12 protein-coding genes are annotated in these 12238 nt (G+C 70.4%); 7 read left to right on the forward strand and 5 right to left on the reverse strand.

Going from position 1 to position 12238, the window contains the following annotated elements:
- Nucleotides 1-117: 117 nt before the first annotated feature.
- Entirely contained in the window at nt 118-864 is a 747-nt protein-coding gene (gene ppgK / locus ACFXOM_RS01385; RefSeq protein ID WP_384932762.1) for a polyphosphate--glucose phosphotransferase, read from the reverse strand.
- A gap of 161 nt (nt 865-1025) precedes the next feature.
- The gene (locus tag ACFXOM_RS01390) at nt 1026-2006 is read right to left on the reverse strand and encodes a 4-hydroxy-3-methylbut-2-enyl diphosphate reductase (protein WP_385036712.1); all 981 of its coding nucleotides are present in this window, start codon (nt 2004-2006) and stop codon (nt 1026-1028) included.
- A 100-nt stretch (nt 2007-2106) separates the two neighbouring features.
- Here ACFXOM_RS01390 and xseA point away from each other — a divergent pair, with 100 nt between their 5' ends.
- The 3 genes from xseA (at nt 2107) to ACFXOM_RS01405 (ending at nt 4432) form a co-directional block, all read left to right on the forward strand.
- The gene (gene xseA, locus ACFXOM_RS01395) at nt 2107-3348 is read left to right on the forward strand and encodes an exodeoxyribonuclease VII large subunit (protein ID WP_384932767.1); all 1242 of its coding nucleotides are present in this window, start codon (nt 2107-2109) and stop codon (nt 3346-3348) included.
- A 39-nt stretch (nt 3349-3387) separates the two neighbouring features.
- Complete coding sequence (locus ACFXOM_RS01400) at nt 3388-3681, forward strand: exodeoxyribonuclease VII small subunit (RefSeq protein ID WP_384932770.1); 294 nt, start codon at nt 3388-3390, stop codon at nt 3679-3681.
- Between the two features lie 160 nt (nt 3682-3841).
- Nucleotides 3842-4432, forward strand: coding sequence for a malonic semialdehyde reductase (locus ACFXOM_RS01405; RefSeq protein ID WP_384947857.1), 591 nt, complete (start codon nt 3842-3844; stop codon nt 4430-4432).
- Nucleotides 4433-4629: 197 nt separating this feature from the next.
- Here ACFXOM_RS01405 and ACFXOM_RS01410 read toward each other — a convergent pair whose 3' ends face one another.
- Nucleotides 4630-5184, reverse strand: coding sequence for a DUF4245 domain-containing protein (locus ACFXOM_RS01410; RefSeq protein ID WP_384932775.1), 555 nt, complete (start codon nt 5182-5184; stop codon nt 4630-4632).
- A 124-nt stretch (nt 5185-5308) separates the two neighbouring features.
- Here ACFXOM_RS01410 and glpX point away from each other — a divergent pair, with 124 nt between their 5' ends.
- Nucleotides 5309-6340, forward strand: coding sequence for a class II fructose-bisphosphatase (glpX, locus tag ACFXOM_RS01415; RefSeq protein WP_384932778.1), 1032 nt, complete (start codon nt 5309-5311; stop codon nt 6338-6340).
- A 318-nt stretch (nt 6341-6658) separates the two neighbouring features.
- On the opposite strand, the gene ACFXOM_RS01420 is transcribed toward glpX, so the two are convergent.
- Nucleotides 6659-7012, reverse strand: a complete 354-nt coding sequence (locus tag ACFXOM_RS01420; protein WP_384932781.1) for a WhiB family transcriptional regulator — start codon at nt 7010-7012, stop codon at nt 6659-6661.
- A gap of 137 nt (nt 7013-7149) precedes the next feature.
- Entirely contained in the window at nt 7150-7821 is a 672-nt protein-coding gene (locus ACFXOM_RS01425) for a DUF1707 domain-containing protein (RefSeq protein WP_384932784.1), read from the reverse strand.
- 158 nt (nt 7822-7979) lie between these two features.
- On the opposite strand from ACFXOM_RS01425, the gene ACFXOM_RS01430 reads away from it, so the two are divergent.
- From ACFXOM_RS01430 to ACFXOM_RS01440, 3 genes are all read left to right on the forward strand, one after another.
- Entirely contained in the window at nt 7980-9680 is a 1701-nt protein-coding gene (locus tag ACFXOM_RS01430; RefSeq protein WP_384932787.1) for a fumarate hydratase, read from the forward strand.
- Between the two features lie 193 nt (nt 9681-9873).
- Nucleotides 9874-11370: a class II fumarate hydratase gene (locus tag ACFXOM_RS01435; RefSeq protein ID WP_384932789.1), complete on the forward strand. Its 1497-nt coding sequence runs from the start codon at nt 9874-9876 to the stop codon at nt 11368-11370.
- Between the two features lie 175 nt (nt 11371-11545).
- A complete protein-coding gene (locus ACFXOM_RS01440) occupies nt 11546-12211 on the forward strand; it encodes a DUF402 domain-containing protein (RefSeq protein WP_384932792.1) in 666 nt (221 codons plus the stop codon).
- Nucleotides 12212-12238 lie beyond the last annotated feature (27 nt).

Genomic DNA, 12238 nt, shown 5'->3' on the forward strand with positions numbered 1-12238 from the left:
CCACTTTGGATTCCCCCTCTCCGCCCCTAACCCCCCCCCTCCCACCTTTCCCCCCCCCCAGGCCCACGCCCTGGCCCGCCCCGGCGCGCGCCCCGGGCGGGGGTGCCGAGCCGTCCGCTAGTGACTCGCCTGATTCCCCGCAGTCAACGCCGCGCCGACGATCCCCGCGTTGTTCTGGAGCTCCGCCGGCACGATCTCCGCCCGGATCTTCTTGATCAGCGGCAGGAACTTGTCCGCCTTGCGGCTCACCCCGCCGCCGATGATGAACAACTCGGGTGAGAAGAGCATCTCCAGGTGCGCCAGGTACTTCTGGACCCGGTGGGCCCACTGCTCCCAGCTCAGGTCGTCGTCGTCCTTCACTTTGGTCGACGCGTGCTTCTCCGCCTCGTGGCCGTTCAGTTCGAGGTGGCCCAGCTCGGTGTTGGGCACCAGACGGCCGTCGATGAACACCGCACTGCCGATGCCGGTGCCGAAGGTCAGCAGGATGACCGTGCCCCCGCGCCCGCGGCCCACGCCGCAGGTCATCTCGGCGACGCCGGCCGCGTCCGCGTCGTTCAGCACCGTCACGGGGGTTCCCAGCCGCTCGCCGAGGAGCTTGCCGCCGTCGATGCCGATCCAGCTCTTGTCCACGTTCGCGGCCGTACGGATCACCGAGCCGGTGACGACCCCGGGGAAGGTGATCCCCACCGGGCCTTCCCAGCCGAAGTGGTCGACTACCTCGGCGACGCAGTCGGCCACGTCGTCGGGCTTGGCCGGGTGCGGCGTCAGTACCTTGTGGCGGGGCTCGGCGAGGTCGCCGCGGTTCAGATCGACGGGCGCGCCCTTGATGCCCGACCCGCCGATGTCCACTCCGAAGACGTTCATGGACACAACGTTACGAGCTAGGGCTGACGGTCACCCGCCGAAAGGCCGATGCGCTCGCACCGGGTGCCGTCGGGCGGGGCGCCGGCACCTCGGTTCACGAGCCTTCCCGGACGGCGCTCCCCGGACGTCGGGGCGAGGCAGGCCCGACCGGCCCCGGGGCGTCACTCCTCGACGAGCGCGGCGGCCTCGGAGCGCAGGTCCCGGCGGAGCTCCTTCGGCAGCGAGAAGGTGATGGACTCCTCGGCCGCCTTGACGATCTCCACGTCTTCGAATCCGTGCTGGGCGAGCAGCTCCAGGACGCCCTCGACGAGCACCTCGGGGACGGAGGCGCCCGAGGTGACCCCCACCGTCGTCACGCCCTCCAGCCAGGCAGCGTCGATCTCCCCGGCGAAGTCCACCAGGTACGCGGAGCGGGCTCCCGCACCCAGCGCGACCTCGACCAGACGCTTGGAGTTCGAAGAGTTCTGCGAGCCGACCACGATCACCAAGTCCGCCTCGGCGCCCATCTGCTTGACCGCGATCTGGCGGTTCTGCGTGGCGTAACAGATGTCGTCGCTCGGCGGGGAGACGAGGAGCGGGAACTTGGTCTTGAGCTTGTCGACGGTCTCCATGGTCTCGTCGACGGAGAGCGTGGTCTGGGAGAGCCAGACGACCTTCGACGGGTCGCGGACCTCGACCTGGTCCACGTCCCCCGGGCCGTCGACCAGGGTGATGTGCTCGGGGGCCTCACCGGTGGTGCCGATGACCTCTTCGTGGCCTTCGTGGCCGATGAGGAGGATGTCGAAGTCCTCGCGCGCGTAGCGGACGGCTTCCTTGTGGACCTTGGTCACCAGGGGGCAGGTCGCGTCGATGGTCGCGAGCTTCCGTTCGGCGGCCTCTTCGTGGACGACCGGGGCGACGCCGTGCGCCGAGAACATGACGATCGAACCCTCGGGGACCTCCGCCGTGGTCTCGACGAAGATCGCGCCCTTCTTCTCCAGGGTCTGCACGACGTACTTGTTGTGGACGATCTCATGTCGGACGTAGATCGGCGCGCCGTACTGCTCGATGGCCTTCTCGACGGCGATCACGGCACGGTCGACGCCCGCGCAGTAGCCACGGGGAGCGGCGAGGAGGACGCGGCGGGCCTTCGTTGCAGTCATGTCCCCCATCGTAAGGGCGGGCCGAACACGCCAGCGATCGCCCACAGGGCTGAGAGCCGGGGTGGTCGGATTGTCCTGAGCGGCCGATACGCTCGCGGGCATGGGCCTCACAACATCTGCCGAATCCCCCCTTCCCGTCGGTGAGGTGTCGCGTCTCATCGGGGGCTGGATCGACCGGCTCGGCGCGGTGTGGGTGGAGGGGCAGATCACCCAGCTGTCGCGCAGGCCCGGCGCGGGCGTGGTGTTCATGACGCTGCGGGACCCCTCGTACGACATCTCCGTGAGCGTCACGTGCTACCGCCAGGTGTTCGACGCGGTCGCCGACGTCGTGTCCGAGGGCGCCCGGGTCGTCGTCCACGCCAAGCCGGAGTGGTACGCCCCGCGCGGACAACTGTCGCTGCGTGCCGTCGAGATAAGGCCGGTCGGCATCGGCGAACTGCTCGTCCGGCTGGAGCAGCTGAAGCGCTCCCTGGGTGCCGAGGGGCTGTTCGCTGCGGACCGCAAGAAGCCGCTGCCGTTCCTGCCGCAGCTGGTGGGGCTGGTCTGTGGGCGGGCATCGGCGGCCGAGCGCGACGTACTGGAGAACGCGCGGCGGCGGTGGCCGGCGGTGCGGTTCGAGATCCGCACCGTGGCCGTCCAGGGGGTGCGTGCGGTGTCGCAGGTCGTGCAGGCGGTCAAGGAGCTCGACGAGCAGCCGGACGTGGACGTGATCATCGTCGCTCGGGGCGGCGGCAGCGTGGAGGACCTGCTGCCGTTCTCGGACGAGCAACTGGTGCGGGCGGTGGCCGACTGCCGTACGCCGGTGGTGTCCGCGATCGGGCACGAGCCGGACTCCCCGCTGCTGGACCTGGTGGCGGATCTGCGGGCCTCGACGCCGACCGACGCGGCGAAGAAGGTCGTCCCGCACGTCGGTGAGGAGCTGGACCGGGTACAGGGGCTGCGCGATCGTGCGCTGCGGACCGTGCGGGGACTGTTGGAGCGCGAGGAGCGGGGGCTCGCCCAGGCGTTGGCCCGGCGGGCCATGGACCATCCGCAGCGGATGGTGGAGGAGCGCGAGCACGAGACGGACGCCCTGCTCGCCCGGAGCCGACGGGTGCTGGGTCATCTGCTGGACCGCGCGGACTCCGAGCTGTCCCACACGCGTGCGCGGGTGGTCGCCCTGTCGCCCGCGGCGACGCTCCAGCGGGGCTACGCGGTGCTGCAGCACGCGGACGGGGCCGTGGTGCGCGCGGCGGAGGAGGTGTCGGCGGACGAGGAGCTGCGGGCCAGGGTCGCGGAGGGCGGGTTCTCGGTCCGGGTCACGGGCGTCCCGGGCGAGCGGCCGGTGGCGCGGGGTGACTGACCGCTTCCACTGACGGTGTGCACGCATAGGGTGGATCGCATGACAGCCAAGACGGACGAAGGCTCGCTCGGCTACGAGCAGGCGCGGGACGAGCTGATCGAGGTCGTACGCCGGCTGGAGGCGGGCGGCACCACGCTGGAGGAGTCCCTCGCGCTGTGGGAGCGCGGCGAGGAGCTGGCGAAGGTGTGCCGGCGCTGGTTGGACGGTGCCCGGGCGCGGCTGGACGCGGCGTTGGCGGCACGGGACGCCGATGGGGCCGGAGCGGGGGGCGGGGCCCACGTCGTCGATCTGCAGGACGGCCCGGGGGACGACGGGGCCGCATCGTCCAGCTGATCCGCACCGTCCGCGAGCTGCGGCGGCGGAGAGCAGCGCGATTTAGTTGAAAGTTAAGTGACCTCACTCACGCGGGGCCAAGTTTAGTTGAATCTTCATATATTCCGGGCGTACGTTGGGTTCGTCGTTTGAACCCTCGCCCATCCGGAAGGTACGCAGCATGTCCCTCGCCCTCGACCCCACCGCCCAGGACCTCCTGTTCCGCGAGGCCCGCACCGCCAACGCCTTCACCGACGAGCCCGTCACAGACGAGCAGGTGCAGGCGATCTACGACCTGGTGAAATACGGCCCGACCGCCTTCAACCAGTCGCCGATGCGCGTCGTCCTGGTCCGCTCGGAGGAAGCCCGCGGGCGACTGGTGCAGCACATGGCCGAGGGCAACCGGGCCAAGACCGCCGCGGCACCGCTGGTCGCCATCCTCGCCGCGGACAACGAGTTCCACCAGGAGCTGCCCGCACTGTTCCCGCACTTCCCGCAGGCCAAGGACGTGTTCTTCGCCGAGCGCCCGGCCCGTGAGCGCTCCGCGCTGCTGAACGCCGCACTGCAGGCCGCCTACTTCATCGTCGGCGTCCGCGCCGCCGGTCTGGCCGCGGGTCCGATGACCGGCGTGGACTTCGCCGGCGTGCAGAAGGAGTTCCTGGACGACGACCACACCCCGCTGATGGTCGTCAACATCGGCAAGCCGGGCGAGGACGCCTGGTTCCCGCGCTCTCCGCGACTGGCGTACGACGAGGTCGTCACCACGGTCTGAGCCGCGCAGGAGCAGCACGGACGGCGCGCACGGGCCGCCGCGACCCATCCGGGTGCGGCGGCCTCGCCGCGTCCGGCGTCGGGACGCAGGGCCGCTTCCGAGGTCGGGACGCAGTGCCGTTCGGGGCCGGTCCGGGCCGGATCGGGGCGCAGTGCCGTTCGGGGCCGGTCCGGGCCGGCGGGCCGTTCGGGACGGGGTCAGGAGGCCGTGGGCCGGGGCGACGCCGTGGCCCCCGACGCCGACTCCAGGGCCTCGGCCATCTGTGCGAGCCGCTCGTAGGACGCGGTGCCCGTGACGACGGTGGTCGCACCCTTGTCGCTGCGCACCAGCGCGTCGTACTTGGGTCCTTCCCAGCGCTGCCAGGTGGCCCCGCCCAGCTGCTCGGAGCGCCCGGTGCTGGACGCCTTCTGAGTGACCTGCGGGACGTACGTGCCGGCCGGCGCCGTGGACTGCTCGACCGCGACGTACTGGCCGTCCGGGTCGAGGAACCCGAGGTGCCAGGCGTGGCCCTCCCTGCTCGTGTACCTGACCGAGGTCGGCTTCCACTCAGCGGGCAGGCCGAGCGGAGCGGCCACCGGATAGGGTGCCGCCCGGCGTGCCGTCAACAGTTCGACGCGGTAGTCGACGGCCTTGTTCGGGTCCATCGAATCGTCGTGCGGAATGAAGACGTAGATCACTCCGGCGAAGGCGCAAATGACCACCAGGGACTGGATCATTCCGCGCACTGTCTGCTTGCCTCGCATACCTGCCACGGCACTATGGTCGCATCACGGTCGTTTGCTCAAACGTGGGCCCCTCTGCTCATTTTGTCGACGTACCGATAGAGTCACAGCACCCTCTTCATCCGGCCGTCGTCGTACAGAAAGGTGCGCTCCGATGACCGAGCATCATCTTCCCTCCCAGCTGGAGGTCTCGCCCGAGGCCCCCGACCGCAACCTCGCCATGGAGCTCGTCCGGGTCACCGAAGCGGCCGCCATGGCCGCCGGCCGCTGGGTGGGCCGCGGCGACAAGAACGGCGCCGACGGCGCGGCCGTGAAGGCCATGCGCACCCTCGTGCACACCGTTTCGATGAACGGCATCGTCGTGATCGGTGAGGGCGAGAAGGACGAAGCCCCGATGCTGTTCAACGGGGAGCGCATCGGCGACGGCACCGGGGCGGAGTGTGACATCGCCGTGGACCCGATCGACGGGACGACCCTCACTGCCAAGGGCATGCCCAACGCGATCGCGGTCCTGGCCGCCGCCGACCGGGGCACCATGTTCGACCCGTCCGCGGTCTTCTACATGGACAAGCTGGTCACCGGGCCGGAGGCCGCCGATTTCGTCGACATCAACGCCCCGGTCTCGGTGAACATCCGCCGGGTCGCCAAGGCGAAGAACTCCTCCCCCGAGGACGTCACCGTCGTCATCCTGGACCGGCCCCGCCACGAGGGCATGGTCAAGGAGATCCGCGAGACCGGCGCCCGCATCAAGTTCATCTCCGACGGCGACGTCGCCGGCGCGATCATGGCGGTGCGCGAGGGTACCGGCGTCGACCTGCTCATGGGCATCGGCGGCACCCCCGAGGGCATCATCGCCGCGTGTGCGATCAGGTGCCTCGGCGGCACGATCCAGGGCAAGCTCTGGCCGAAGGACGAGGAGGAGCGGCAGCGCGCCCTCGACGCCGGCCATGACCTGGACCGCGTGCTCAACACCAACGACCTGGTCAGCGGCGACAACGTCTTCTTCGTCGCCACCGGCATCACCGACGGCGAGCTGCTCAGGGGCGTGCGGTACCGCGCGGAGACCGCGACCACGCAGTCGCTGGTGATGCGGTCGAAGTCGGGCACCATCCGCCAGATCGACTCGACCCACCGCCTGTCGAAGCTGCGTGCCTACAGCGCCATCGACTTCGACCGCGCCAAGTAGGGCCGGGCGGCCTGCCGCAGCCCCGCGCCCCGAAGCCGCCGGACGCCGTTCCGGCCGCGCGGGGCCGCCGGGTTCGGCAGGCGCGCCGGAGCCCGACCGGACCTGGGTGCCGGGCGGCTCCGCAAACCTCCCGGGACCACGTCACGGCGATATCGGAATCGACGTCGCTCCCGGCCGGCCGGTGGCGGTTCCGTGCCGCACCGGTACGTCGCCGGACTGTGGACGACACGGAGACGACACAGAAGGGGGCGCCCCCATGTTCGGTGGGAGCGCCCCTTCCCGTACGTACGCGGGAATCCGCTTACGTCAACGGGTGTCTCAGGCCGCGGATGCCGACTTCTTCAGCTCCGTCTCGCGCCGCCGGCGACGGGCCAGCACCACCCTGCGCTCCGCCGCGGTGAGCCCGCCCCACACGCCGTACGGCTCGGGCTGGAGCAGTGCGTGCTCACGGCACTCGACCATCACCGGGCACCGGGCGCAGACGCGCTTGGCGGCCTCTTCCCTCGAGAGCCTCGCGGCGGTCGGCTCCTTGGACGGCGCGAAGAACAGCCCCGCCTCGTCCCGGCGGCACACCGCCTCCGCGTGCCAGGGACCGTCCTGTTCTTCCCGGGCAGTGCTCCGCTGCGGCGGAACGGCGGCTACCTGCAGGGCCTGATGCGGCAGTTGCAGCACGGTCTACTCCTGACGACGGCTTCGCGAGCGAGAGACGATGCAGCAAGGCCTACCCGCTGTGCGCGAGCCTATGCACTGAGTGGCACTGAGTTCCGGGGAACGGAACTACGGATACGACCGCCGTGCGTCGTACGCGATCACCGGCCCGGGCGCTTGCGCAGCCGTTCGTGCAGATCGGCGATCCGCTTGCCCCGCTTGGGCTTGGCCTCCACATTGCCGAACACGGAGTACCCGTTGACCACGACCACCGGGGCCTCGGGGTCGACGGCTTCGAGCGTGCGCACCTCGAAGTTGCCGAAGACGCCGGTACCGCCTCCGCGCATCGAGATGTTCTCCGGCACGCGGACCTCGACGCTGCCGAAGACCGACGTCGCGTTGATCACGGTGAGCCGCTGCCCGAACATGGCCTCGGTCAGGTCGATTTCGACGTTGCCGAACAGGGCGAAGGCGGTCGTCCTGGGCCCCACGCGCCAGCGGCCCTTGCGCGTGGAGGCGGAGAAGATCGCGACCAGCCGGTCCGCGGGCGCGCCGGGATCCTCGGCACCCCGCGCGTACGGGTCCTGCTCGTGGGCGGACCGGACCGCCGGCAGGTCCCGCACCAGCGGCTCCAGTTCCCCGACCGTCTTGGCGCGGTAGACCGAGTCGATCCGGTCAGCGTGCTCCTCGGCGTCGAGCCGCCCCTCGGCCAGGGCCTCCCGGAGGATGTCCGCGATCCGGTCGCGGTCGGCGTCGGAAGCACGAAGGGAGGCGGCCGGATCGGCGTACTCGGTGGGAGCGACCGGATTCTGGGGCTGCTTTTCGAGGTCCACCGGCACAGCGTAGCGAAACGCGATAGATCGCGACTAGAGGACACCTGCCGCAACTGAGCCTTACCTCACAGGAACGCGGCGCACGGGGGCGCCTTAACCTGGAGGGCGCGCGACCAACGGGGGTCGCGCCGCCGTCTGCCGAGTGAGGAATGGCCGCAATGCCCTCAGTCTCCGACCAGCCCAGCCCTGCGTTTCAGTACGCCGATCTGCTCCCGCTGGGAGAGGACACCACGCCGTACCGCCTGGTGACCGCCGAGGGGGTTTCCACCTTCGAGGCCGACGGGCGCACGTTCCTCACGGTCGAGCCGGAGGCGCTGCGCAAGCTCGCGGAAGAGGCGATCCACGACATCCAGCACTACCTGCGTCCGGCGCACCTCGCCCAGCTGCGGAAGATCATCGACGACCCCGAGGCGTCGTCCAACGACAAGTTCGTGGCGCTGGACCTGCTCAAGAACGCGAACATCGCGGCGGCGGGCGTCCTGCCGATGTGCCAGGACACCGGAACGGCGATCGTGATGGGCAAGCGCGGGCAGAACGTGCTCACCCAGGGCGGTGACGAGGAGGCCCTCAGCCGCGGCATCTTCGACGCGTACACGAAGCTGAACCTGCGGTACTCGCAGATGGCCCCGCTGACGATGTGGGACGAGAAGAACACCGGCTCGAACCTGCCCGCGCAGATCGAGCTGTACGCGACTGACGGCGGCGCGTACAAGTTCCTCTTCATGGCCAAGGGCGGCGGCTCCGCCAACAAGTCCTTCCTCTACCAGGAGACCAAGGCCGTCCTGAACGAAGCCTCCATGATGAAGTTCCTGGAGGAGAAGATCCGCTCGCTGGGCACGGCCGCCTGTCCGCCGTACCACCTGGCCATCGTCGTCGGCGGCACCTCCGCCGAGTTCGCCCTGAAGACCGCGAAGTACGCGTCCGCGCACTACCTGGACGAGCTGCCCGAGGAGGGCTCGGCCCTGGGGAACGGCTTCCGGGACAAGGACCTCGAGGAGAAGGTCTTCGAGCTCACGCAGAAGATCGGCATCGGTGCGCAGTTCGGCGGCAAGTACTTCTGCCACGACGTGCGCGTGGTGCGGCTGCCGCGCCACGGGGCCTCCTGCCCGGTGGCGATCGCCGTGTCCTGCTCGGCCGACCGCCAGGCCGTCGCGAAGATCACCGCGGAGGGCGTCTTCCTGGAGCAACTGGAGACCGACCCGGCGCGCTTCCTGCCCGAGACGACCGACGAGCACCTCAGCGAGAGCGATGAGGCCGGGGACGTCGTCACGATCGACCTCAACCGGCCGATGGACGAGATCCTCGCCGAGCTGACCAAGTACCCGGTGAAGACCCGGCTCTCGCTGACCGGCCCGCTGGTGGTGGCGCGCGACATCGCGCACGCCAAGATCAAGGAGCGGTTGGACGCGGGCGAGGACATGCCGCAGTACCTGAAGGACCACCCGGTCTACTACGCCGGCCCGGCCAAGACTCCCGAGGGTTACGCCTCCGGCTCCTTCGGCCCGACGACGGCCGGCCGCATGGACAGCTACGTCGAGCAGTTCCAGGCGGCGGGCGGCTCCAAGGTCATGCTGGCCAAGGGCAACCGCAGCAAGCAGGTCACGGACGCGTGCGACGCGCACGGCGGCTTCTACCTGGGGTCGATCGGCGGCCCGGCGGCCCGGCTCGCACAGGACTGCATCAAGAAGGTCGAGGTCGTCGAGTACGAGGAGCTCGGCATGGAGGCGGTCTGGAAGATCGAGGTCGAGGACTTCCCCGCGTTCATCGTGGTGGACGACAAGGGCAACGACTTCTTCCAGAACCCGGCCCCGGCCCCGACGTTCACCAATATCCCGGTGCGCGGGCCCGGCCTGGCGTGACTGCATTCCAGGCGCCCCCGCCGGCTCGACCGGCGGGGGCGTCCTGCATGCGCGCGGATGCCCGGGGCCCCGGCCCGTCCCGCCGCCCGCGCGCTGCGCCTCCTCCCGTCCCGCGCCGCCGGGGTTTCTCCTGGCCCGGAGGGGCCCGGAATAGAAGGATCAAGGCAACGGCTCACCTTTCAGGAGGTTTGCGATGTCGGACAGGGACGGGACGCCAGGGATGCAGACACCGGGGAAGGGCGGTGAAGCGGCCCGCGGCGCCGGTGCCGCGGGGGCCGGCGACGGTGCGACGGACGCCGGCGCGACGGGCGGGTACCGGATCGAGCACGACTCCATGGGCGAGGTCAGGGTCCCCGCACACGCCAAGTGGCGGGCGCAGACCCAACGAGCCGTGGAGAACTTCCCGATCTCGGGGCAGCGGCTGGAGCGGGCGCACATCGAGGCGCTGGCGCGGATCAAGGCGGCCGCCGCCACGGTCAACGCGGGCCTGGGGGTGCTCGACCTGGACGTCGCACGGGCCATCGAGGAAGCGGCGGCCGAGGTCGCCGACGGACGCTGGGACGGTCACTTTCCGGTCGATGTCTTCCAGACCGGGTCGGGCACCTCGTCGAACATGAACGCCAACGAGGTGCTGGCGACACTGGCGACCGAGCGTCTCGGCCGTCCGGTGCACCCCAACGACCACGTCAACGCGTCGCAGTCGTCCAACGACGTCTTCCCCTCGTCCATCCACATCGCCGCGACGGCGGCGGTGACCCGGGACCTGATCCCGGCGCTGGAGCACCTCGCGGAGTCGCTGGAGCGCAAGGCAGAGGAGTTCGCGCGGGTCGTGAAGTCCGGCCGTACGCACCTGATGGACGCGACGCCGGTCACCCTCGGCCAGGAGTTCGGCGGCTACGCGGCGCAGGTCCGGTACGGGATCGAGCGGCTGAACGCCTCGTTGCCGCGGCTCGCCGAACTCCCCCTCGGCGGCACGGCGGTGGGAACGGGCATCAATACCCCGCCCGGCTTCTCCGCGGCCGTGATCGCCGAGGTGGCGCGGGCCACGGGGCTGCCGCTGACCGAGGCTCGCGACCACTTCGAGGCCCAGGGGGCGCGCGACGGCCTGGTGGAGACCAGTGGCCAGCTCCGCACCATCGCCGTTTCGCTCACCAAGATCTCCAACGATCTGCGCTGGATGGCCAGCGGCCCGCGCACCGGTCTCGCCGAGATCAACCTGCCCGACCTGCAGCCCGGGTCGTCGATCATGCCGGGCAAGGTCAACCCGGTGATCCCCGAGGCGGTGCTGATGGTGGCCGCGCAGGTGACCGGCAACGACACCACGGTCGCGACGGCCGGTGCCGCCGGCAACTTCGAACTGAACGTGATGCTGCCGGTGATCGCCAAGAACCTGCTGGAGTCGGTACGGCTGCTCGCGCACGCCTCCCGGCTGCTGGCGGACCGTACGGTTGACGGCATCACGGCCAATGCGGAGCGCGCGCGGGAGTACGCGGAGTCGTCGCCTTCCGTCGTCACCCCCCTGAACAAGTACATCGGCTACGAAGAGGCGGCGAAGGTCGCGAAGAAGTCGTTGGCCGAGCGCAGGACCATCCGAGCGGTGGTGCTCGACGGCGGCTACGTCGAGCGGGGTGACCTGACGCTGGAGCAGTTGGACGAGGCCTTGGACGTCCTGCGGATGACCCGTCCCTGACCCCACCTCCCGCGGGGTGGCATGACGGGGCCGGGGCCGGGTACGCCGTGGCCGTCCCGGGGCCGTCCCCGTCTGCGGACGGCCCGTGGGCCTCGACGGCGACGCACCCGTGCCCGCTCGGACGGCCGTGACCTGTACCGCAGCATTCGCGTACGGCTGCGCCTAAGATCTGCGCATGACAGGATCGCCGAGACTTCAGCACTGGGCGCCGGGAGAGCACATCCTCTGGCGGTACCGCGGCAACGGGTCCGGCGACGTGCACATCTGCAGGCCGGTGACCGTCGTGCAGGACACCCCCGACCTACTGGCCGTGTGGATGGCTCCGGGCACCGAATGCGTCAAACCCGTGCTCACCGACGGCAGTCCCGTGCACTACGAGCCCCTCGCGACGCGGTACACCGCACCGCGGACCACCGTGCGCGCCCGGTGGTCCGGTTCGGGGGTCCTGAAACTGGCCAGGCCCGGGCGGGCCTGGTCGGTGTGGCTGTTCTGGGACGAGGGCTGGGAGTTCAGGAACTGGTATGTCAACCTGGAGGAGCCGCACATCCGTTGGACGGGTGGAATCGACTCCGAGGACCACTTCCTGGACATCGCGGTGCGGCCCGACCGCAGTTGGAGCTGGCTGGACGAGGACGAGTTCGCCCAGGCGCAGACGGCAGGACTGATGGACGCGGGGCAGGCGGGCCGGGTGCGCACGGCCGGCCAGGACGCCGTCGAGGTCATCAGGGCCTGGGGGCCGCCTTTCTCGGACGGGTGGGAGGACTGGCGGCCCGATCCGGGCTGGCCCGTGCCGGAGCTGCCCGCCGACTGGAACTGCGCCCCGGCCTCCACGTCCGCATGACGACGTCGTGAGACCCTTGATGCGCCC

Source organism: Streptomyces sp. NPDC059169 (assembly GCF_042755225.1).
Classification (GTDB): Bacteria; Actinomycetota; Actinomycetes; order Streptomycetales; family Streptomycetaceae; genus Streptomyces.

Excerpts from the sequence above, each read along its gene's own strand:
- ACFXOM_RS01435 (WP_384932789.1), top strand. The coding sequence starts at position 9,874 with ATGTCGGACAGGGACGGGACGCCAGGGATGCAGACACCGGGGAAGGGC.
- ACFXOM_RS01430 (WP_384932787.1), top strand. The coding sequence starts at position 7,980 with ATGCCCTCAGTCTCCGACCAGCCCAGCCCTGCGTTTCAGTACGCCGAT.
- ACFXOM_RS01405 (WP_384947857.1), top strand. The coding sequence starts at position 3,842 with ATGTCCCTCGCCCTCGACCCCACCGCCCAGGACCTCCTGTTCCGCGAG.
- ACFXOM_RS01440 (WP_384932792.1), top strand. The coding sequence starts at position 11,546 with ATGACAGGATCGCCGAGACTTCAGCACTGGGCGCCGGGAGAGCACATC.
- ACFXOM_RS01400 (WP_384932770.1), top strand. The coding sequence starts at position 3,388 with ATGACAGCCAAGACGGACGAAGGCTCGCTCGGCTACGAGCAGGCGCGG.
- glpX (WP_384932778.1), top strand. The coding sequence starts at position 5,309 with ATGACCGAGCATCATCTTCCCTCCCAGCTGGAGGTCTCGCCCGAGGCC.
- ppgK (WP_384932762.1), bottom strand. The coding sequence starts at position 864 with ATGAACGTCTTCGGAGTGGACATCGGCGGGTCGGGCATCAAGGGCGCG.
- ACFXOM_RS01390 (WP_385036712.1), bottom strand. The coding sequence starts at position 2,006 with ATGACTGCAACGAAGGCCCGCCGCGTCCTCCTCGCCGCTCCCCGTGGC.
- xseA (WP_384932767.1), top strand. The coding sequence starts at position 2,107 with ATGGGCCTCACAACATCTGCCGAATCCCCCCTTCCCGTCGGTGAGGTG.